Raw genomic sequence first — 21,995 nt, 5'->3', positions numbered from 1 at the left:
ACCACGCACACCTCGCATGAAAGGTCGTTCCGCGATGCCCCATGTCCTCGTCGTGGGTGAGTCCTGGTTCACCCACTCCGTCCATCAGAAGGGGTTCGACTCCTTCTTCACCTCCGAGTACGTCGAAGGCGCCCAGGTCTTCCTCGACTCGCTGCGCGACCGCGGCCACACGGTGACGTACGTTCCGGCGCACGAGATACCGAGCAGGCTGCCCGCCACGGCCGAGGGACTGAAGCCCTACGACGTCGTGGTGATCAGCGACGTCGGGGCCAACAGTTTCCAGCTCACGCCGGACACCTTCGCCCGCTCGGTGCCCACGCCGGACCGGACGGAACTGCTGCGGGCCTACGTCGAGCGCGGCGGCGGCCTGCTGATGGTGGGCGGCTATCTCACCTTCACCGGCATCGACGCCAAGGCCCGTTGGGGGCGAACGCCGCTGGCGGCCGCGCTGCCGGTCGGTCTGCACGACCGGGACGACCGGGTGGAGCTCCCCGCCGGGGCTCCACCGCGGGTCGTCGCCCGGCACCAGGTGGTCGACGGGATGGACGGGACCTGGCCGGATCTGCTCGGCCTCAACGAAGTGTCGGTACGGGACGGAGCGGAGCTCCTCGTCGAGTGCGCGGGCCATCCGCTGCTGGCCGTGGGCGGCTACGGTGCGGGAAGGTCGGCGGCCTTCACCTCCGACCTGGCACCGCACTGGGCCCCGCCCGCCTTCCTGGACTGGAAGGGCTACCCCGAACTGTGGGACCGGCTGGTCCGCTGGCTGGCGCAGGCCCCGGTGGGGGACGTCGCCTGATGGTCACCCCCCACCTCTCGGCCGGCCCCGGCGACTTCGCACCGGACGTGCTGATGCCCGGCGACCCGCGCCGGGCACGCCGTATCGCCGAAACGATCCTCCAGGACGCCCGGCTGGTCACCGATGTGCGCGGCATCGAGGGATACACCGGAACCTACCGAGGCGTGCCCCTGTCCGTCCTGGCCTCCGGCATGGGGATGCCGTCCGTCACGATCTACGCCACCGAGCTGTTCCGGTTCTACGGCGTGCGCACCATCGCGCGGGTGGGCACCGCGGGCGGCATACCCGCCTCGGTGGGGCTGCGGGACGTCGTCGTGGCCACCGCCGCTCATACCGACTCCGCGATGGGCAGCCACCGTATCGACGGGGTGCACCTGAGCCACACCGCCTCCTTCCGCCTGGCCGCGGCCGCCGCACAGGCCGCCGGGACCGGACGGCACGTCCATGTCGGGCCCGTGTTCACCACCGACCACTTCTACCTGGAGCGCCCGGCGCTGTTCGAGCGGCTGAAGGCCCACGGCACGCTGGCCGTGGAGATGGAGGCCGCGGGCCTCTACGCGACCGCCGCCGCCGAGGGCGGCCACGCGCTCGCCGTGCTCACGGTCAGCGACCATGTGCGCCACGCGGAGGCGCTCACTCCCGCCGAACGCGAGACGGACTTCGACCATGCCGTCACCATCGCGGCCACCGCACTGCTCGCGGAAACAATTTCCTAACACGACGGCCATAGCCAAAACGTTTTGCATTGCATAGCTTTCGGCCAATGACAAAGACCGGCCCCGCTAGAGAAAGAAAATCCAGACGATGAACAAGAGCAGAATTCTGGGGGCCGTCGCGGCGCTCTCCCTCACCCTCGCCGGATGCGGTGCGTCGACCGCCACGGATTCCGCCTCGTCCGGGAAATCCGGAAAGCTGAGAATCAAGTTCGTCATCAACGGAAACCTCGGTGACCGTTCCTTCTTCGATTCGGCGTACGCGGGCCTGAAGAAGACGGAGAAGGACCTCGGCTACAGCCTGAAGGTCGTCGAGCTGGGCAGCGACCGCACCAAGTGGTCCTCCGGTTTCGAGGACGCCGCCGCCGGCGACGACTACGACGTGCTCGCCGCGGGCACCGTCGACACCGTCGGCTTCGTCTCCGAACTGGCTCCGGAGTACCCGGACAAGAAGTTCTGGCTTTTCGACGGATCCGTCGACTACACGGGCAAGAGCGGCTGTTCCAACAAGTGCGCGAACGTCTACTCCGTCACCTTCAAGCAGAACGAGGCCGCTTATCTTGCGGGATTCCTCGCCGACAAACTGGTGGCCGCCAAGGCTCTTCCCGGCAGTGCCGGCAACGGGAAGGTGGGCGTGATCGGCGGGGTGAAGATACCGGTCATCGAGGACTTCGTCATCGGCTTCAAGGCAGGCTTCAAGGCGGCGGGCGGGAATCCCTCCTCCGGTGTCCTCGTGCAGTACGTCGGCGGCGACAACCCGTTCGGCGACCCGGCCAAGGGCAAGCAGATCGCCTCGGCGATGTACGGGCAGGGAGCCGAACTGGTGTGGCCCGTCGCCGGGTCCTCGGGCCTCGGCGTCTTCGAGTCGGCCGTAGCCACCAAGCGGTACGCCTTCGGCGTCGACTCCGACCAGTACAAGACGCTCACCGATCCCGACCAGCGGCAGACGGTCGTCACCTCGATCCTCAAGAACGCCGGCAACGCCCTTTACCTGGCGGCCAAGGCGAACAAGGCCGGCACGCTGGCCTACGGGAAGCCCGCCGCCGTGGGCCTGGCCGAGGACGGCGTGGGCTACGTGGACAACGCCAACTTCGACACGCTCGTCCCGGCCGCCGTGCGCGCCGAGCTCAAGGCGCAGGCCACGAAGGTCAAGTCCGGTGCCGTCAAGGTCCCTTCGGCCTTCTGACCTCCGAGGAACGCTGGTGGAACCCATGGAGAAAACCGACGAGACCGTGGACGGGACGCTCGACAAGGCCCCGGTCGCCCTGGAGGCCGTGGGCCTCGGCAAGACCTACCCCAACGGCACCCGCGCCGTCAGCGACGTCGACCTGGTGGTACCCGGCGGCGAGATCAGGGCGATCGTCGGACAGAACGGCGCCGGCAAGTCCACCCTGATGAAGCTGCTGTACGGACTTGAGCGGCCGTCGGCCGGGCATCTCAGCGTGCACGGACGGCGGGTCGGATTCACCGGGCCGCAGGATGCCATCGCCCTGGGCGTGGGCATGGTCCACCAGAACCTCATGCTGGTCCCGTCGTTCACCATCGCCGAGAACGTCGTCCTCGGCGTCGAGCCGGGCCGGGCCGGCCGGGTCGACCGCGCCGCCGCAGCCGAACGTACGGCCGCGCTGGCCGAGGAGGCGGGGCTCGCCGTCGACCCGGAGGCCAGGGTCGACGCGGTGTCCGTGGGGATGCGCCAGCGCGCCGAGATCCTCAAGGCCCTGCACCGCGGCGCCCGCATCCTGATCCTCGACGAGCCCACCGCCGTACTCACGCCTCAGGAGACCACCGACCTCTTCGCGGCGGTCCGCAGGCTGCGCGACTCGGGCATGACCGTGCTGTTCATCTCGCACAAGCTCAAGGAGGTACGGGAGATCAGCGACCGGGTCACCGTGATGCGCGCCGGGTCGGTGATAGGCACCGTACGCACCGAGGAGGCGACGTCCGCGCGGCTGGCGTCCATGATGGTCGGCCGCGAGATGTCCCTCGACGTGCCGAAGCCCCCGGCCCGGCCCGGGCAGCGCGTGCTGCGGGTGCGCGGACTCGCGGGCCCGTCGGTGCACGGCGTGTCCCTCGACATCGCGGCCGGTGAGATCGTCGGCCTCGCGGGCGTCGAGGGCAACGGCCAGACCGAACTCGTCGAACTCCTCGCCGGACTGCGCCGCCCCACCGCCGGATCGGTCACCGTGGACGACGCCGATGTCACCCACCTCGACGCGGCCGGCCACCGCCGGGCCGGCATCGCCCACGTACCCGAGGACCGGCTGTCCAACGGGGCGGCCCTGGACCGTTCCATCGCCGACAACCTGATCGTCGACCGCCACGACCGGCCCCCCGTCGCCCGCCGCGGCTTCCTGCGCACCCGTCGCATCCGCGAGCTGGCCGAGGACCTGATCGGCCGTTACGCGATCCACGTCCCGCACCCCGACGCGGCGGCCGGGGCACTGTCCGGCGGCAACCTGCAGAAGGTCGTCGTCGCCCGCGAACTGTCCGCCCGGCCACGCCTGTTGCTGGCCGCACAGCTCACCAGAGGCGTCGACATCGGCGCCATGCACTTCATGTACGAGCGGCTCCTCGAAGCCCGTGACGCGGGCGCGGCGGTGCTGCTGGTCTCCGCCGACCTCGGTGAACTCCTTGCGCTCTCCGACCGGTTGCTGGTGATCAAGGACGGCCGCCTCGTCGCCCGCTTCGACGACCCGGCCGGACTCACCGAGGAGGCCACCGGTTTGTACATGCTCGGTGTGGAGCGGCATCCGGACGAGCGGATCACGGCGGGTGTCCGATGACCTCGATCCTGGAACCGGCGGCGGAGGAGCAGAGCCGGCCCGAGACGCAGGGCCGCCGGGAGTTCCTGGCCACCCGGCGCCGTACGGTGGTCGTCGAGCTGACGATGACGGTGCTGACCGTCGCCGTGGCCGTCCTCATCGCATTCGTGGTCGTCCTGGCCACCGGCAAGGACGCCACCGGCGCACTCAACGCCCTGCTCACCGGCCCGCTGGAGCGCACCCCCCGGATCGGCCGCTGGCTCGCCGACGCCACCACCCTGGCGCTGCTCGGCCTGTCCGTGGCGATCCCCTTCCGGGCCCGGCAGATCAGCCTCGGCGCGGAGGGCCAGGTGTACGCCGGTGCCCTGGCGAGCGCCCTGGTGGCGATCAACCTCCATCTGCCGCCCGTCGCCGCCGTCCTGGTCCCGCTGGGCGCCGCCGCCCTCGCCGGGGCCACGCTGGGCGCGGTACCGGGGGTGATGAAGGCCCGCCTCGGCGCCAACGAGATCGTCGCCACGCTGATGCTGAACGCCGTCGTCGTACGGGTCTTCGACTATCTCCTCACCGACCATCTCAAGGCACCCGACAGCAGCGCCGTACAGTCCGCCCCGGTACGCCCCGACTCGGCGCTGCCGCTCCTCTCCGACTTCTTCGGCGTCCCCCTGGACCAGGCGAACATCGGGCTGTTCGGCATGCTCGCGGTGGCCGCGGCCGTGTGGTTCCTGCTCGCCAGGACGCCGCTCGGCTACCGCATCCGGATCACCGGCTCCAACCCTGACTTCGCCCGGTACGGCGGCCTCGACGTGCCGCGCACCATCGAGTGGAGTTTCGTCATCGGCGGCGCGCTGGCCGGACTGGCCGGAGCGCACCTCGCGCTCGGGATCTACGGCGGGCTCCAGCCGGACATGGCCGGCGGCCTGGCCTTCGAGGGCATCGTCGTGGCCCTGCTGGGCCGCAACAACCCGGTCGGCGTGGTCGCCGCCGCGCTCCTCTACTCCTACCTGCGCGTCGGCGGCGACGTGATGGAGCAGCAGACGGATGTCGGCTCCGAGGCCGTGACCATCATCCAGGCGGTCATCGTGCTGCTCGTGACCGCCCGGGCACTGCCCGAACTCGTCAAGCGGTACCTCGCCCGAAGGGAGGCCCGCTGATGGGTCCCGTCCTCGATGTCGTACTGAGCACCGGATTTCTCGCGGCGATCCTCGGGGTGTCGACGCCGTACGTCCTCGCCGCCCTCGGCGGGCTGCTGGCCGAGCGGGCCGGAGTGCCCAACATCGCCCTGGAGGGCTCGATGCTGTCGGCCGCCTGCACCGGTGCGCTGGTCGCCGGGTACAGCGGCTCGGTCTGGGCCGGAGCCGTCTGCGGGATCGCCGCCGGCGCGCTCCTCGCGCTGCTGCTCGGCGTGCTGCACCTGCACCTGGGCGCGGACGCCATCATCGCGGGCATCGGCCTCAACCTCCTGGCCGCGGGCGCGACCGCGTACACCGTGTACGCGCTCCTCGGCGACAAGGGCGGGACCAGCCGGCTGCACAGCGGGGCGCTGCCCTCCGTCCGCCTGCCCCTGGTCGAGGACGTTCCCGGCCTCGGTGCGGTGCTCAGCGGACAGAACGTGCTGACCTGGGCCGCCCTCGCCGCCACCCCGGCGGTCGCCTGGCTGCTGTACCGGGCCCGGTTCGGCTTCCACCTGCGCGCGGTCGGCGAGCACCCCGAAGCGGCCCGCTCGGTCGGCATCCACGTCCACCGGGTCCGGTTCCGCGCACTCGCGCTCAGCGGCGCACTGGCCGGGGCGGCCGGAGTGTTCCTGAGCATGGGCGCCGTGTCCTTCTTCGTCACCGGCATGACCGCCGGCCGCGGCTACATCGCCCTGGCCGCCGTCTTCCTCGGCGCCCTGCGCCCCTGGGGCGTCTTCCTCGCCGCCCTCGGCTTCGGCACCGCCGAGGCCCTCGCCGTCCAGCTCGGCAACCTCGACATCCCGTCCCAGCTGGTCTCCGCGATCCCGTACGTCTTCACCCTGCTGGCACTCGCGTTCTTCGCCTGGCGCCGCCGCCGCACGTCACGAACCGCTGCCGCTCCCCCACCACTGGCCGCCCTGCCCACCTTGGAGACCACATGAGCATCCGCGCCGCCCGCGCCCGGATCATCGCCACCGCCGTCGTCCTCGCCGCTCTCCCCGCCCTGGCCGGCACCCCGGCTGCCGCCGCCCACGACAGCGGCGTACGGCTGGACTTCCTCGGCGAGCGGGAACTGCCGAACGCGATGGCCTTCCAGGGCACCACCGTCGGCGGGCTGTCCGCCGTCAGCTACGACGCGAAGACGGGCACGTACTACCTGATCAGCGACGACCGGTCGCAGACCGGCCCGGCCCGCTTCTACACCGCTCACATCGACTTCACCCACGACGCCCTCAAGGGCATAGAACTCACCGGCACCCACCCCTGGCTCCGCCCGGACGGCACCACCTTCCCACCCACCTCGACCGCCACCTCCACTGTGGCGCCCGACCCGGAGGGCATCGCCGTCGACCCGCGCGACGGCAGTCTGGCCTGGACGAGCGAGGGCGAGCGCATCGTGCCGTCCGACGGACCGGCCCTCCTCGGCGATCCCTGGATCCGCCGAGCCACCACGACCGGCGCCTACACCGGACAGCTCCCACTGCCCCCGCAACTGCACATGAACTCCCAGGAGTTCGGCCCCCGCAAGAACCAGACCCTCGAAGGAGTCACCTTCACCCCGGACGGACGGCGGATCGTCACCGCCATGGAAGACCCCCTCTACCAGGACGGCGACGACCCCACCTCCGAGCACGGCGCGCTCACCCGCATCACGGTTCACGACGCACACACCGGACAGCCGCTGGCCCAGTACGCCTACCCCCTGGAACCACTGTTCGCCACGCCGCCCGCGGGCAGCACCGACACCAACGGCGTCAGCGACATCGTGGCCGTCGGTCGCGACCGCTTCCTGGTCCTCGAACGCGCCTCGATCTACAGCGACAACAACTGGAAGGCCCGCATCTATCTGGTCGACCTCCACGGCGCCACCGACGTCCTCGGCCGCGATTCCCTCGCCGACACGTCCGCGCAACCCGTCCAGCCCGTGGGCAAAACGCTCGTGACCGATCTGTCCGACGTCCCCGGGCTGACCCGAGTCGACAACGTCGAGGGCATTACCCTCGGCCCCCGACTCCCCGACGGCCACCGCACCGTCGTCCTGGTCTCCGACGACAACTTCGCCGCACGCCAGGTGACCCAGTTCATCGCCTTCGCGGCTCACGGCATCTGACGGCGTGCCGGGCCTGCGGCACCACAGGATCCGCCGCTTCGACGACGACAGTTCGCTCGCCGCGGAGGCGGTGCGGTTGTCGAGAGCGGTGCGAAGTCATCGTGTACCGCGCGGACGGGCTGTCCCAGCTCCGCGGAACACACGAGTCCGGAGCCATGAGCACCGGGAACTGTCCGGCGGATCATGTGACCGCTGCATGGTGTGGTCGTCGTACTCGCTGCAGGTCGGGCAGTCGGTCCTCGCGCTCGCTGACCCGGCCGCTCAGCCACTCATGGACTCTCCAGTCAGGCACTGCCGCTGCCGGCACCTGAAGAAGCCACTCCATCAGCTTGCGGCGCTCCCGCTCCAGCCGGCCCTGACGCCCGTACCAGCGCCGCCCGAGGGAGCGTCACAGACAACCGCAGACACACCGCGCGGCGTTTCGCTCGGGGCACTCACCGAGAACTACCCCTACGACGGCGCCGACGAACCCGCGGCACCGCGACCGTCCCGGAAAGCACCAGCTCACGGCGGAACCCGATCCCGGCCAACCCGCCCTCGACACCGACGAGTTGACCGGCATGGCCTTCCTCATCCTCGTCGCCGGCCACGAGACCACCGTGAACCTGATCTCGGCGACCGTCCACGCCCTCCTCACGCACCCGGACCAGTTCGACCTGCTCCGCGCCGACCCGGACCTGATCGGCGCCCGCATACCAGCCGGTGACGGGGTGCAGGTGTCGCCGGCCGCCGCCTCACGTGATCCGCACCACTTTCCCGACCCCGACCGTTTCGACCTACGACGACAGGAGCGGGGGCACCTCGGCTTCGGCCACGGTCTGCGTCACTGCCTCGGCGCACCCCTGGCCCGTACCGAAACAGCTGCGGCACCTGCGGGTCCTGCTCACGCACCGCCCCGATCTCACCCTGGCCGCACTCCCCCTGCGTTTCGGCCGTGGATAAACGACACCACGACACCCCATAAGCCAGGCTTATGAGCCCATAGATCGGACCCCCGTACTGACTTAGGCTTGCCTTAGTTTAGGGTTGCCGACGAGTCGCCTGTCATCGCTCGAAGGGAACCTGAACATGCCCCGCCCCCTGCGGGTAGCCATCGTCGGAGCCGGCCCCGCCGGGATCTACGCCGCCGACGCGCTGCTGAAGTCCGATGTGGCCGCCGAGCCCGGTGTGTCCATCGACCTCTTCGAGCGGATGCCGGCCCCCTTCGGGCTCATCCGCTACGGCGTGGCTCCCGACCACCCGCGGATCAAGGGCATCATCACCGCCCTCCACCAGGTTCTCGACAAGCCGCAGATCCGCCTCTTCGGCAACGTCGACTACCCCACCGACATCAGCCTGGACGATCTGCGCAGCTTCTACGACGCGGTGATCTTCTCCACGGGCGCGACGGCCGACCGGGCCATGTCCATACCCGGCATCGACCTCGACGGCTCCTACGGCGCCGCCGACTTCGTCTCCTGGTACGACGGTCACCCGGACGTGCCGCGTACCTGGCCGCTGGAGGCGGAGAAGGTCGCCGTCCTCGGCGTCGGCAACGTCGCGCTCGACGTGGCGCGCATCCTCGCCAAGACGGCGGACGAGCTGCTGCCGACCGAGATCCCGGCGAACGTGTACGACGGGCTCAAGGCCAACAAGGCCCTGGAGGTCCACGTGTTCGGCCGCCGTGGCCCGGCCCAGGCGAAGTTCTCCCCGATGGAGCTGCGGGAGCTGGACCACTCCCCCAACATCGAGGTCATCGTCGACCCCGAGGACATCGACTACGACAAGGGCTCGATCGAGACCCGGCGCGGCAACAAGCAGGCCGACATGGTCGCCAAGACCCTGGAGAACTGGGCCATCCGCGACGTCGGCGACCGCCCGCACAAGCTGTTCCTGCACTTCTTCGAGTCGCCCTCCGAGATCCTCGGCGAGGACGGCAAGGTCGTCGGCCTGCGCACCGAGCGCACCGCTCTCGACGGCACGGGCAACGTCAAGGGCACCGGCGAGTTCAAGGACTGGGACGTCACCGGCATCTACCGCGCCGTCGGCTACCTCTCCGACAAGCTGCCCAAGCTGCCCTGGGACATCGACTCGGGCACGGTCCCGGACGAGGGCGGCCGGGTCATCGGCGAGACCGGCGAGCACGTGCAGTCGACGTACGTCACGGGCTGGATCCGGCGCGGCCCCGTGGGCCTGATCGGCCACACCAAGGGCGACGCCAACGAGACGGTCTCCAACCTGCTCGCCGACTACGCGGGCGGCCGTCTGCACGAGCCGGTCGCGCCCGCTCCGGAGGCCGTCGACGCCTTCCTGGCGGAGCGCGAGGTCCGCTTCACCACGTGGGAGGGCTGGTACAAGCTGGACGCCGCCGAGAAGGCCCTGGGCGAGCCGCAGGGCCGCGAGCGCGTGAAGCTCGTCGAGCGTGAGGACATGCTCCGGGCGAGCGGCGCGTAAGCCTGATCCCTGATCGAGGGTTGTCGGCGAAGGGGTCGGAGGCCATGCCTCCGACCCCGTCCCCGTATTCAACTCCCGTGATCCCAAAGGTCTGTTAGCGTCCCCCGGTGTTCTCCCTCCACGAACCCCCGCTCTTCACCAGGCTGCGCGACGCGCGGCGGATACTCGTCGCTGGTGCGGGCGGTGGTTTCGACATCTACGCCGGGCTTCCCCTGGCACTCGCACTGCGCTCGGCCGGCAAAGAGGTCCATCTCGCCAATCTGTCCTTCGCCGACCTGTACGGCCTGGACCTGGACGTGTGGCTGGAGGAGGACGTCGCGGCCGTCCGGCCCGACACGGCGGCCCGCGGGGACTACTTCCCCGAGCGCTCGCTCGCCCGCTGGCTCGAACTGCGGGGCCTGCCGTCCACGGTGTACGCGCTCTCCCGGGTCGGTGTGCGGCCGCTGCGGGCCGCGTATCGCGCGCTCGTCGAGCATCTGGGCGGCGTCGACGCCATCGTGCTGGTGGACGGTGGAACCGACATCCTCATGCGCGGCGACGAGCACGGACTGGGTACTCCGGAGGAGGACATGGCCAGCCTGTCCGCGGTGAACGGTCTCGCCGAGGTGTCGCACCGGCTGGTGGCGTGTCTGGGCTTCGGCGTCGACGCCTACCACGGGGTCAACCACTCCCTGGTGCTGGAGAACCTGGCCGCCCTGGAACGCGACGGCGCCTACCTCGGCGCGTTCTCCCTCTCGCCGGGAAGCGAGGAGGGTGCCCTCTACCTCGACGCGGTGGCCCACGCCCAGCGGTCCACTCCGGAGTACCCGAGCATCGTCAACGGCTCGATAGCGGCCGCCGTACGCGGTGACTTCGGCGACGTCCAGTTCACCGAACGCACCACGAACAGCGAGTTGTTCATCAACCCGCTGATGGCCCTGTACTTCTGCGTGGACGCCGTGGGCCTCGCCCGCCGCAACCTCTACCTCGACCGGCTGGAGAGCACCTCGCTCACCCGGCAGATCAGTTCGATCATCGAGGAGTTCCGGGACGAGCTGCCGCGCCGGCGCCAGCCCCGCGCCTACCCGCACTGACGGGCCCCCAGCAGGACAAAAGCCGTGGCCGGGGCTTGAATGGTGACCATGGGTGTTCGGCGTGAGGCGACACACCACCGCAGGAAGGCGCGGGCCGCCGCGGCCCTGGCTCCCCTCCTCCTCGTCGCGTGCGCCACGTCCGCCGGCGCCGCCGCTCCCCCGCCGCAGCCACCGCCCCAGCTCACGAAGGCCCAGGTCGACGACGCCGTCGGCAAGCTGGACGGCATCGTCCGGGACGGGATGGACAAGACCGGAGTGCCGGGAGTGGCCGTCGCCGTCGTGTACCAGGACCGCGTCGTCTACCTGAAGGGCTTCGGGGAGCGGCATGCCGGTGAGTCCCCGACGGTCGGCCCGGACACGGTGTTCGAGCTGGCCTCGCTGTCGAAACCCCTGGCGTCGACCGTCGTCGCCGGAGCCGTGGGCGACAAGGCCATCGGCTGGGACGACCCGGTCGCCGAGCAGGTGCCCGGCTTCGTCCTCAAGGACCCGTGGGTGACCGGACACGTGACGGTCGCGGACCTGTTCGCGCACCGCAGCGGCCTGCCCGACCACGCCGGCGACCTGCTGGAGGACCTCGGGTACGACCGGACGTACATCCTCCAGCACCTGCGCCACGAGCCGCTGACGCCGTTCCGCGCCTCCTACGCGTACACCAACTACGGCGTCACCGCCGCCGGCAAGGCGGTCGCGAACGCCAAGGACACCAGCTGGGAGAAGCTCGCCGAGGACACCCTCTACTCGCCGGCCGGCATGAACGCGACCAGTTCCCGCTTCAGCGACTACGAGAAGGCCGAGGACAAGGCCGTCACCCACGTCCGGGATGCCGACGGAACCTGGGACGCGAAGTACGTACGCGACGCCGACGCCCAGGCACCCGCGGGCGGCGCCAGCTCCACCGCCCGCGACATGTCCCTGTGGCTGCGTCTGCAACTCGCGAACGGCAAGCTGGGCGGCGAGCAGATCATCGCCGCGGAACCCCTCGAACGCACCCACGTACCCGCGATCGTCTCCCAGCCTCCGCCCGCACCCGCGGGCCGCGCGGGCTTCTACGGGCTCGGCTGGAACGTGAGCTACGACGATCTCGGCCGCCTGCGCCTGAGCCACTCGGGCGCCTTCGCGCTCGGCGCGAACACCAACGTGACCATGCTGCCGGGCGAGCGGCTCGGGATCGTCGTCCTCACCAACGGCGAGCCGGTCGGTCTCGCCGACTCGATCGCCCTGAACTTCCTCGACACGGCCCAGCACGGCAAGCCGACCGCCGACTGGCTGAACCTGGTCGCCCAGGTCTACGAGCACGAGGAGCAGGCCGCCCGCTCTCCCACCGACTACACCAAGCCCCCCGACGACGCGGCCGCCGCCCGCTCCGAGGACACCTACACGGGCACGTACGACAACGACTACTACGGCCCGCTGACCGTCACCGCTTCGGACGGCGTCCTCACCATGCAACTGGGGCCGAAACCGATGAAGTTCCGTCTGACCCACTACGACGGAGACGTCTTCAGCTTCGAGACGGTGGGCGAGAACGCGAGCGGGCTCTCCGGTGTCACCTTCCGCGGCGACTCGGACGGCAAGGCGACCCACGTCACGGTCGAGGCCTTCGACGAGAACGGTCTGGGCACCTTCACCCGGGGTTAGGTCCCCGCCGTCCGGGCGCGCGGGCGCCGGTGCGGCGGACAGGGCCCACCCCGATGCGGATGGTGGGCAGGCCCTGTCCGCCGGGACCATTCTGGGGGCGGAGTCCCGCCCGGAACATGGGTGAAGGGCCGCGACCTGGACGGTTCGGGCACACCCCGTGCGTGCGGCGCACATCCCGTGTGCCGGGCGGTGCGGCGGCCTCCGGCCCCCCCGCCCGACATTCCGCGACCTGCGGCGACGATACTGGGAGACGTACACCGCCCCCGCTCGCAGAAAGACTCATGTCGAACTCCTCCTCCGCCCACCCGACCGTCCCGCCCACCGTGTGGCTGGCCCGTGGCCGCCACATCGGTCCCTCCGCAGAGGACGTGCTGCGGCGGACCCTGCGACAGCACAAGGACAGCGGGGTCATCGACGACCATCAGGAAGTGCCCCACACCGGGGACTCCCCGGAGCTGACCTTCGAGGCACGCTGGCGGGTCCGGGGCGCGGTGACCGTGCGAGCCCGGATCACGGTCGGACCGTTCGACAGCTCGACCGGCGGGCAGGACTGGGCGCTCGTCGCGGAGGCGGAGAGTCCGTGGGACCTGCGATGGCCCTCGCCGGCCACGATGTTCTGGCCCGGCACACCCGAGGCCACGTGGGACCACGAGGCCGCCGCCACGGAGCTGCGCTTCCGGGACCTCAACCCCCTGCCGTCCGACGACAAGGCCATGAAGCGCCTCCTCAAGAGCGGCGCGCGCGACACCTGGGGCATCCATGTCGTCGTCCATGAGGCCATGACACCGGACGAGCGCGGGCTGACACCCCTTGCGGAGCTGCTGCCGCCGGGCCTGCGGCACCGCGTGGTGGAGCACCGGGCGGCGCCGCATCAACTGCGGTCCGTCAACTGGGCGTTGGACGACCTGGGTGTGCGGGTGCCGCGGGGCGGTGCCGTGGTGCTGCCCGGCATTCCGGCCCCGCACGGTTACGACGGCGACGACTTCGCCGTACGCAGTGTGTTCCTGGACGGTTCCCAGCCCACCGAGCTCATCGAGAAAGTGACGGGTTACGCCGTACTGCCGAGGCCGTTCCCGGAAGGGGCCGAGGCCGCCGTAACCGCGCTGCGGGAGGACTGGCGGCTGCTGAGGATCGAGGAGGAACTGGCCCGGGAACGCAAGCTCGTGGCCATGTACGCCGAGGCGCTCGACGCGATGACCAAGTCCCGCGACCTGTACCGGGAGGCCGCCGAACAGGCCCACGAGGCGCTCGCCGCCTACCGGGAGTCCTCGGGGGCCGTTCCCGAGGAGCGGGACCGGCCGGGGGCGCCGACCGGTTCGCCGCTCCAGCAACTGAGCCGGACGTTCGACCGGCTCAAGGGCGCCAACCGGCGTCCGCGGTCGTGACGTCCGCGCGGGCGCTGGTCGGCGGGGTCAGTCCGGGGTCCGGTGGGACTCGGCCATCGGGCGGACGTCCAGGACGCTGACCGGCCTCTTCGGCGCCAGCGCCACGACCAGGGCAGCCAGCGCGGCCAGGGCGGCGACGGTCGCCGTCAACCGGCGGTCCAGGGCGGGGCCGCCGTGATGTCCATGGCCCTGGAAAGGCCCGCCGAATGCAACCGGCCCTCCAGCAACTGGGCCGCGGCCAGGGCCGCCTGCACCGCCACACCCGCCGCGAGCACGGGCATCATCAGCCGCAGCGCCAGGAAGAGGGCCAGCAGGACGCACAAGCCTCGACGCGCCGAGTGCGAACGCGTACACGTCGAGGGGCGCGCCGTCGCGGTGCAGCGGGAAGTACGCCACCCCGCACAGCAGCAGGGCTACCGCCGCGCGGCGGGCGGGCCAGGACACCGGGTCGGCGAGCCGGGCGGGCGCACGGTGGCGGCAGGGGCGGTCGGCACTGCCCATGAGGCTCTTGCCGCGGGCGGTGTCGGGAGACTCGGCGGCATGGAGGGACTCGGTCCGTTCCCCGTCAGCCGTGTCGGGGTAGGGCTGGGCCGCGTTCTCGGCGCGCTCCCGGGCCAGGCGCCCGATCAGCTCCACGAGTTCCTCGACGGTCCGGCCGGCGGCCGCCGCGCGGATCACCTCGTCGGTGCTGTCCGCACGGCGTGGCGGCCGGGTCAGCAGGGCGACCAGCCGCGTGATGAGAGGGGCGCCGAGGCGACAGTCGGACAGCGTCGACCATCTGGCCGAGACCGCCCACGCCGTCGGCTCCTTCTCCCTCTACCCGAGTTCACCGAGACGGAGGGCGTCCCTTATCTCGCTGAGCTTCGCGGTCGTCGCCGGGGTCTGCTCCTGCGCTTGTTCAGCGAGTCGGAGGGCATCGTCAATCTCGCTGAGCTTCGCCGAGGACAGGACGGCCGCCCGCTCTATCAGGTCGTCCCGTGACACAGTGGTCAGCCACGTGCAAGGGGTGAAGCCTGGACGCGGGAACGCGAGCCGCAGCACGCCTTCGAACGGCACTCCTTCACCGGCGCCCACCATCACTTCGATGCCCAGACCGCTAATGTCGACGCCCGCCGGAGCGACGACCTGCATCACCCGGATCCCGGACGCGTCGTCTCCCGACAGCAGTACGACCAACCTCCGCTCGTCGAACTGGACCCACCAGACTTCGCCACGTTGCACAAGTCCTCCAGACACAGGACGGCAGACAGACGCTGCGCGAGCCTGACGCGCTGTGGAGACGGGTGCGGCCACCGTTGATCATCGGTGTGTGAAGACTGAAGATCACGCGGTGACCGCAGGTCACAGCGTAAACCCTGCCCACTGGCAGGAGGCGTTCGAGGGCCTGATGAGCCGGATAGCGGGACGGTTCACGCGGGTCGAATCCCGGCGCCGAGCCCGGAAGTTGGTACTCGACCTGCTGTCGGACCTGCCGCGCAAGAACTGCTGGACCATCGCCGAGTGGGCCGGGGACAGGACCCCGGACGGCATGCAGCACCTGCTCGGGCGGGCCAAGTGGGACGCCGACCAGGTCCGCGACGACGTGGGTGACTACGTGGTGGAGCATCTGCACGACGACGAGGCGGTGCTGGTGGTCGACGAGACCGGCGACGTGAAGAAAGGCACCGACACCGTCGGTGTCCAGCGCCAGTACACCGGCACCGCCGGACGCGTCGAGAACAGCCAGGTAGCCGTTTACCTCGCCTACTCGACCCCGCGAGGGCACGCGGCGATCGACCGGGAACTCTATGTTCCGCGTTCCTGGACCTCCGACCCCGACCGCTGCCGGGCCGCCGGACTCGGTGACAAGACGGAGTTCGCGACCAAGCCAGAGCTGGCCGCCCGCATGGTCACCCGATTCCCGGACGCCGGCCACCGGGCCGCATGGGTCGCGGGAGACGAGGTCTACGGCGGCAACCCGAGGCTGCGCGCCGCGCTGGAGGAACGCGGCACCGGCTACGTCCTGGCGGTGGCCTGCTCGCACGAAGTCACCACAGGCGCCGGGAAGTTCCGCCCGGACACGCTGGCCAGGAAGGTGCCCAAGAGAGCCTGGCAGAAGCTGTCCGCAGGGGCCGGAGCCAAGGGCCACCGCTTCTACGACTGGGCCGTCATCGACCTCACCGACCCCCGGCCCGGGAGCCAGCAGTTGCTGATCCGCCGCAACCGCAGCACCGGCGAACTCGCGTACTACCGCTGCTCGCCGGCCGCAGTGCCGCTGACCACCCTGGTGCGCGTCGCCTTCCTCGCCGTCGTCCGCGCGAACGAACACGACCGTCATCCCTCACCCGACGAGCTGATACCGCTCACCTGCAACGAGATCCAACGACTGTTCATCACGCTCGTCATCCAACACGTCTTTGACCCTGTCCACCGGCTTGGCTGGTCCGTCTGGCGACGCCGCCACCAGGCCCGATCCCAGACCAGCCACTACCGACGACAAGCCGCTCAAGCATGAAGATCACGATCTACGGCTGGAGTATTAGAAGGGTGCGGCCGCCCTCGCGCCCCCACCCGGCGCCGCACAACCCTTTGGAGACCATTGCCGGGCACCCTGGCCGCACCCTGCCACTCAGGTGAGGCACAGATGTGACGACCGGCACACGGATGAGGACCGTCCGGGCGATACAGGCGCCGTATCCGGGAATCCGAAAAGAGAGCAGGCACATCGGGGACACCCGCCCGGAGACGAGGAACCCATGGATACGACCACCACTGTGATCGTCGTCGCCGCGTTGCTGGCGGCGGTCCTACTCGCGCTGGCCATCGGACTGCTGGTGCGCCTTGTCCGTACGCGACGCGTCCTGCGGGAGGCCGGACTGCCGACCGGGTCGAAGTGGGTTTTCTGGGGCGCCGTCCTCTACTTCGTGCTGCCCGCGGACCTGCTGCCCGACCCGGTGTACCTGGACGACATCGGCGTCCTGCTGCTCGCTCTGCGCACCATGCGCGGGCAGGCGCGCAAGCAGTCCTCCGGCGAATACGACCTGCCGGTCGAGCGTCCCCGCCTGTGATTACGCAGCGTAAGGAAACCAATCACTCGTTCGATTCGTATAAGTCCATGGAAGCCGAAGGGATTCAACGGGCCAGGCGACTTCGCGGGTGACCCCGCGTGTTCGAGGCGGCACCGGACGAGGGAGAGACGATGCAACCGTTCGCGCTCAACTACGCACGCCCGGCGGTGGAGTTGGAGGCCACCGTTCCGTACATATACGACTCCGGAATGCAGTTGAACGTGCTCCTGGACGGCCGGGTCGCCGCCGCCGATCACGCCCTGTTGAGAGAGCTGGGGACCACGACGTCCACCGCCGGCTCGAAGACCCACTTCGACGACTGAACACGGACCGGCAACAATGACCGTGCTGATCCTGACCAGTGAACAAGACGTGACGGCGGACATGGTGGTCGTGCACCTACACACGTCCGGCGTCCCGGTGGTCCGGCTCGATCCCGCCGATCTGACCGCCGACGTCGCCCTCTCTGGCGAGTACGTGCACGGCGCCTTCCGCGGACATCTGTCGTCCGCGGGGCGCCTGGTGAGCATGAGCGGCCTGCGCTCGATCTGGGTGCGCAGGCCGGGCACCGCTGCCACCAAGGTCCCCGCGCCGTCCAACTGGCTGACCGAGGAGGCCTCGCAGGCGCTCTACGGCATGCTGCGCAGCTCCGAGGCGCGCTGGATGAACCACCCCGACGCGGCCCGCCGGGCCCGTCACAAGCCCTGGCAGCTCCGCCTCGCCCAGCGCAGCGGACTGCCGGTGCCGGCCACACTGATCACGACCTTCCCGCAGGCCGCCCGCGACTTCGCGGAGCGCTTCCCCGACCTGGTGGTCAAACCCGTCTCCGGCGCCCACCCGCAGGAGCCCCCCAGGGCCGTGCCGACCAGCCGCGTCGCGCCGGACGCGGACTTCACGGCCGTCGCCTACGGCCCCACCCTGCTGCAACGGCGGGTCGCCAAGCGTGCCGACATCCGGCTGACCGTCGTCGGCGAGCGGATGCTGGCCGCCCGCAAGGCGACCCCGGCGGACGCCGACCCCGACGAGGTCGACGTCCGCTTCGCCACGACGACCGCTCCCTGGCGGCCCGCCGACGTCCCGCCGCGCCTCGCGACGGCCGTCCGCACCTACATGCGGGATGCCGAACTGACCTACGGCGCCTTCGACTTCGCGGAGGACGCGGACGGCACCTGGTGGTTCCTGGAGTGCAACCAGTCGGGCCAGTTCGGCTTCGTCGAGGTGGACACGGGCCAGCCCATCGCGCAGGGCATCGCACAGTGGCTGGCCGAGCCCGCCGCGCAGCCTCAGCGGCACGTCAACGGCCGTGACACGACGGTACGTTGACCCGTGGACGCGGGCTTCACACGCGGTGCCCCCGCAGCAGCGCGCACACGGCCGCTCCCGCCACCGTGCGGAACCTGCGCAGCAGTTCCGGGTTCGACCGGTTGACCTGGGTGGTCAGAGTGAGGGTGAGCGAGTTCCGGCCGTCCGGTGTCGCGGCCATCAACTGGGTGTATCCGGGGGTGTTGCCGGTGTGCCCGAGCACCGTGCCGCACCGGGTCGCGTAGCGGAAGATGCCCAGCCCGGCCTTGTTGGTGCCGGGCCCGGCGGGTTGGGACTCCCCCTCGACCCACCGGCGCTGTTCGCGCAGGGCGGCGGCCGAGGTCAGGTCGCCTGCCGCGTAGCCGCGGATGAACCTCGTCATGTCGAGCGGGGTGGAGATGATCCCGCCCGAGGCCCACAGGCCCGAGGTGCCGACCAACTCGCTGACGTCCTCGGGCTCGGATCCGCCGACGTCGTAGCCGCGCATGTACGGCTCGGGCATCTCGTACCCCGGGGGAAGGCTCGTGTCCCGCAGGCCGAGGGGGCGGTAGACGATCCGGCGGAGCAGATCCTCGTAGCGTCTGCCCGTCGCCGCCTCCGTCATCAGGGCTACGGCGATGTTGTCCGAGTTGGAGTAGCGGTACCGCGAGCCGGGGCTGAAGTTCAGCCGCTTGTCCGCCACGAAGTCGAGCAGGCGCCGGGAGTCGAATTGGCGGTGCGGGTCGGCGAGGAGCAGCCGCAGGAACCGTTTGTCCTCGCTGTAGTCCGGCAGGCCGCTGGTGTGGTTCAGCAACTGCCGCAGCGTCACCGACGACCAGGCTTGCGGGAGCCGGGGCAGGCGGGTGCCGATCGTGTCGTCGAGGCCGAGTGCCTGACGCTGCACCAGGTGCAGGGCCACGGCGCCGCTGAAGGCCTTGCTGGTGCTGGCGGTGCGGGTGTGGTCGCGGGGTTCGATCGGCCGGCCTGTCGTGATGTCGGCGACTCCGGCGCGCAGGACACGGCGGATGTCTCCGTTCTGGAGGACGGCGATGACGCCGGGCGGGCCGCCCGGAGAGGCGACCAGTTGTTCGAGTTGACGTCTCAGGCTTTGGTCGGGTCCATGGCCGGGTCCATGGCCGTGATCCTGATCGGCGCTGGCCGGCGTCACGACGAGGCCGGCGACGCAGGCGGCGGCCAGGAGGGGGACGAGGTGGAGACGGGTACGCGTACGCATGCGTGGTGTGCGGGGAAGCGGCATATGAATTCCTGGTGTCGGCGGCGAATGGGTTCGTGACGAACGTGTTCGTGAGAGACGGGTTTGTGACGAACGTGTTCGTTCAGCATCGGCGGCGGGGTGGCTGCCGGCCCGCGCTCGTGCTCCATACGGCCCTGTGTTCACGCCGCGTCAGATGTTGCCCTTCGGACCGTCCTGTGACGTAATCGGAGATCCCGTGGACGGATCTTGGCGGTGCCGATGCCGCCCCGGGAGGAGCGGCTGGGATGCAGGGGTATGCGACGGGGGACGGTGACGGGGTCACCGCGGCGCCGGGAGGGCTGCTCGACCTTTTGCGGGTCGCGGCCGTGGTCCTGGACGCGGGCGGATACATCACGCTGTGGAGCCCGGAGGCCGAGGGGCTGCTCGGATACCCGGCGGAGGAGGCCCTCCAGCAGCGCGCGGACCGGCTGCTGGTGTCGCCGGACGACCAGGTGCGGGCCCGGGAGCTGTTCGCGCAGGTGGGGTCCGGTGCCCGGTGGGCGGGGGTGTTCCCGCTGCTGCACCGGGACGGCAGCGAGCGTCAGGTGGAGTTCCGCACGATGCAGCTTCGCGACAGCCAGGGCGAGCCGCATCTGCTGGGGCTGATGGCGGACGCGACGACCGTGCGCGGGGTCGAGCGGGATCTGGCCCTCTCGCACAGTCTGGTCAATCAGACGCCCGTGGGAATCGCGGTGTTCGACACGAACCTGCGGTGGGTGGGCGTCAATCCGGCGCTGGAGCGGATCAACGGAGTGCCGGAGGAAGCGGTGCTCGGCCGCCGGGTGGGTGAGGTCCTGCCGGATCTTGACGTGGCGGCCATCGAGTCGCGTATGCGGCATGTCCTGGCCACCGGCAATCCGCTGCTCGACCAGCAGACGGTCGGCCGGACGGCGGCGGACACGGAGGATCGCGCGTACTCGGAGTCCTACCACCGCCTGGAGGACGCGGAGGGGCGGGTGCTGGGGCTGGCCATGGCCGTGCTGGACGTCACCGAGCGGCAGCAGGCGGCCACCGAGGTGGCCCAGGCCCGGCAGCGGCTGTCGGTGGTCGCGGACGCGGGGGTGCGGATCGGGACCACGCTGGATCTTCAGCAGACCGCGCGGGAACTGTCCGACGTGGCCGTGCCGCATCTGGCGGACCTGGCGGCCGTCGACGTCCTGGAGTCCGTGGTGGCGCACGGCACGATCACTCCCGTCGCCGGGGACGCTCCCGCCGAGTTCCGGGCGCTGGCCGTCGCCGCCGGGTATCTCACCGACGCCATCCACGCCGCGGATCCGGTGGGCGAGCTGGCCACCTACAGTTCGACCCGCATCATCACCCAGTGCGTGCGCGAAGCCCGGCCGGTCCTCGTGGAGCACGTCGATCCGCCGATGATGCGGCGCATCGCGAGGGACGCCCGAGCGACGCAGACGCTGCACGCGGCGGGCGTCCACTCGTACTTGGCGGTTCCGCTGATGGCGCGGGGCGAGGTGCTCGGCACGCTCAGTCTCTACCGCACCATCAACTCCCGTGCCTTCGACGACCAGGACCGCCTCCTCGCCTCCGAACTCGCCGCCCGCGCCGCGATCTGCATCGACAACGCCCGCCTGTACGGGCGCGAACGGACCACGGCGTTGACCTTGCAGCGCAGCCTGCTGCCGCCCGCGCCGCCCCAGCGGGAGGGCCTTGAAATCGCCGCCCGCTATCTGCCGGCGCTGAGCGAGGTCGGCGGTGACTGGTACGACGTACTGGCGCTGGGGCCAGGCCGGACCGGCCTGGTGGTGGGGGACGTCATGGGCAAGGGAGTCCAAGCCGCCGCAATCATGGGTCAGTTGAGGACCGCCACCCGCGCCCTGGCCCGCCTCGATCTGCCGCCGGCCGAGCTGCTGCGCCACCTCGACGACATCGCGAGCACGCTCGGCGACGCGATCGCCACCTGCGTCTACGCCGTGTGCGACCTCGACCGGGGCACCTGCACGCTGTCCAGCGCGGGCCACCTACCGCCGGTCGTGGTCCGGCCCGACGGCACGGCGGAGCTCGTCGACATCCCCGGCGGCGTCCCCCTCGGCGTCGGCGGCGTCGACTTCGACACCGTGGAACTCGACCTCGCCCCGGGCTCACTCCTCGCCCTCTACACGGACGGACTGGTGGAGAACCGGAGCGAGCCGATCGACACCGGCCTGCAGACCCTGACCCGCATCCTCCAGGGCACCCGCCAGTCCCTGGAGAGAACCAGCGACATGCTCCTCAGCGCACTGCGCCCGGAACCCGACGACGACGTGGCACTGCTCCTGGTGCGGAGACAGGGTGCGCGGCCCTAGACGAATGAGTCCGATGTCGGGGCCGGTGCG

The 21,995-nt window shown here is 70.6% G+C and carries 19 protein-coding genes and 1 pseudogene; 17 read left to right on the top strand and 3 right to left on the bottom strand.

Features of this window, described 5'->3' with window-relative positions; genetic code table 11:
* The first annotated feature begins 34 nt into the window (after positions 1–34).
* From AC5DRG_RS48320 to AC5DRG_RS48265, 12 genes and pseudogenes are all read left to right on the top strand, one after another.
* Positions 35–796, top strand: a complete 762-nt coding sequence (locus tag AC5DRG_RS48320; RefSeq protein ID WP_491806673.1) for a glutamine amidotransferase — start codon at positions 35–37, stop codon at positions 794–796.
* Positions 796–1,512: a purine-nucleoside phosphorylase gene (gene deoD, locus AC5DRG_RS48315; RefSeq protein ID WP_491806672.1), complete on the top strand. Its 717-nt coding sequence runs from the start codon at positions 796–798 to the stop codon at positions 1,510–1,512. The genes AC5DRG_RS48320 and deoD overlap by 1 nt, the downstream gene beginning before the upstream one ends.
* A gap of 88 nt (positions 1,513–1,600) precedes the next feature.
* Positions 1,601–2,695, top strand: coding sequence for a BMP family lipoprotein (locus AC5DRG_RS48310; protein WP_491806671.1), 1,095 nt, complete (start codon positions 1,601–1,603; stop codon positions 2,693–2,695).
* Positions 2,696–2,711: 16 nt separating this feature from the next.
* Positions 2,712–4,292 carry an ABC transporter ATP-binding protein gene (locus AC5DRG_RS48305; RefSeq protein WP_491806670.1) on the top strand — a complete coding sequence of 527 codons (1,581 nt, stop codon included), beginning with the start codon at positions 2,712–2,714 and terminating at the stop codon, positions 4,290–4,292.
* Positions 4,289–5,422, top strand: coding sequence for an ABC transporter permease (locus AC5DRG_RS48300; protein WP_491806669.1), 1,134 nt, complete (start codon positions 4,289–4,291; stop codon positions 5,420–5,422). Before AC5DRG_RS48305 ends, AC5DRG_RS48300 begins: the two co-directional genes overlap by 4 nt.
* A complete protein-coding gene (locus AC5DRG_RS48295) occupies positions 5,422–6,384 on the top strand; it encodes an ABC transporter permease (protein WP_491806668.1) in 963 nt (320 codons plus the stop codon). The genes AC5DRG_RS48300 and AC5DRG_RS48295 overlap by 1 nt, the downstream gene beginning before the upstream one ends.
* Positions 6,381–7,553: an esterase-like activity of phytase family protein gene (locus tag AC5DRG_RS48290; protein ID WP_491806667.1), complete on the top strand. Its 1,173-nt coding sequence runs from the start codon at positions 6,381–6,383 to the stop codon at positions 7,551–7,553. The genes AC5DRG_RS48295 and AC5DRG_RS48290 overlap by 4 nt, the downstream gene beginning before the upstream one ends.
* Positions 7,554–8,062: 509 nt before the next feature.
* Positions 8,063–8,495 (top strand): annotated as a pseudogene (locus AC5DRG_RS48285) (cytochrome P450); the annotation flags it as partial.
* A 126-nt stretch (positions 8,496–8,621) separates the two neighbouring features.
* The gene (locus AC5DRG_RS48280; protein WP_491806666.1) at positions 8,622–9,986 is read left to right on the top strand and encodes an FAD-dependent oxidoreductase; all 1,365 of its coding nucleotides are present in this window, start codon (positions 8,622–8,624) and stop codon (positions 9,984–9,986) included.
* A 107-nt stretch (positions 9,987–10,093) separates the two neighbouring features.
* Positions 10,094–11,059 carry a DUF1152 domain-containing protein gene (locus AC5DRG_RS48275; protein WP_491806665.1) on the top strand — a complete coding sequence of 322 codons (966 nt, stop codon included), beginning with the start codon at positions 10,094–10,096 and terminating at the stop codon, positions 11,057–11,059.
* Between the two features lie 48 nt (positions 11,060–11,107).
* Positions 11,108–12,697 carry a serine hydrolase gene (locus tag AC5DRG_RS48270; RefSeq protein ID WP_491806664.1) on the top strand — a complete coding sequence of 530 codons (1,590 nt, stop codon included), beginning with the start codon at positions 11,108–11,110 and terminating at the stop codon, positions 12,695–12,697.
* Between the two features lie 281 nt (positions 12,698–12,978).
* Positions 12,979–14,082, top strand: a complete 1,104-nt coding sequence (locus AC5DRG_RS48265) for a hypothetical protein (RefSeq protein ID WP_491806663.1) — start codon at positions 12,979–12,981, stop codon at positions 14,080–14,082.
* A gap of 27 nt (positions 14,083–14,109) precedes the next feature.
* On the opposite strand, the gene AC5DRG_RS48260 is transcribed toward AC5DRG_RS48265, so the two are convergent.
* Positions 14,110–14,760, bottom strand: coding sequence for a hypothetical protein (locus AC5DRG_RS48260; RefSeq protein WP_491806662.1), 651 nt, complete (start codon positions 14,758–14,760; stop codon positions 14,110–14,112).
* A 138-nt stretch (positions 14,761–14,898) separates the two neighbouring features.
* A complete protein-coding gene (locus AC5DRG_RS48255; RefSeq protein WP_283968348.1) occupies positions 14,899–15,303 on the bottom strand; it encodes a type II toxin-antitoxin system PemK/MazF family toxin in 405 nt (134 codons plus the stop codon).
* A gap of 166 nt (positions 15,304–15,469) precedes the next feature.
* On the opposite strand from AC5DRG_RS48255, the gene AC5DRG_RS48250 reads away from it, so the two are divergent.
* From AC5DRG_RS48250 to tgmB, 4 genes are all read left to right on the top strand, one after another.
* Positions 15,470–16,576: an IS701 family transposase gene (locus tag AC5DRG_RS48250; protein ID WP_491813363.1), complete on the top strand. Its 1,107-nt coding sequence runs from the start codon at positions 15,470–15,472 to the stop codon at positions 16,574–16,576.
* Positions 16,577–16,817: 241 nt separating this feature from the next.
* Positions 16,818–17,129: a YkvA family protein gene (locus AC5DRG_RS48245; RefSeq protein WP_491806661.1), complete on the top strand. Its 312-nt coding sequence runs from the start codon at positions 16,818–16,820 to the stop codon at positions 17,127–17,129.
* A gap of 131 nt (positions 17,130–17,260) precedes the next feature.
* The gene (gene tgmA, locus AC5DRG_RS48240; RefSeq protein WP_491806660.1) at positions 17,261–17,452 is read left to right on the top strand and encodes a putative ATP-grasp-modified RiPP; all 192 of its coding nucleotides are present in this window, start codon (positions 17,261–17,263) and stop codon (positions 17,450–17,452) included.
* A 16-nt stretch (positions 17,453–17,468) separates the two neighbouring features.
* Positions 17,469–18,452, top strand: a complete 984-nt coding sequence (gene tgmB, locus AC5DRG_RS48235) for an ATP-grasp ribosomal peptide maturase (protein ID WP_491806659.1) — start codon at positions 17,469–17,471, stop codon at positions 18,450–18,452.
* A gap of 16 nt (positions 18,453–18,468) precedes the next feature.
* Here the strand turns inward: tgmB and AC5DRG_RS48230 are convergent, their stop codons facing one another.
* Positions 18,469–19,644, bottom strand: coding sequence for a serine hydrolase domain-containing protein (locus tag AC5DRG_RS48230; RefSeq protein ID WP_491806658.1), 1,176 nt, complete (start codon positions 19,642–19,644; stop codon positions 18,469–18,471).
* 266 nt (positions 19,645–19,910) lie between these two features.
* On the opposite strand from AC5DRG_RS48230, the gene AC5DRG_RS48225 reads away from it, so the two are divergent.
* Positions 19,911–21,965, top strand: coding sequence for a SpoIIE family protein phosphatase (locus AC5DRG_RS48225; protein ID WP_491806657.1), 2,055 nt, complete (start codon positions 19,911–19,913; stop codon positions 21,963–21,965).
* Positions 21,966–21,995 lie beyond the last annotated feature (30 nt).

This window comes from Streptomyces sp. JLBG701 (assembly GCF_058544905.1).
The sequence above is the reverse complement of the archived record's forward strand: the minus strand, read 5'-3'. Positions and strand labels throughout refer to the sequence as shown.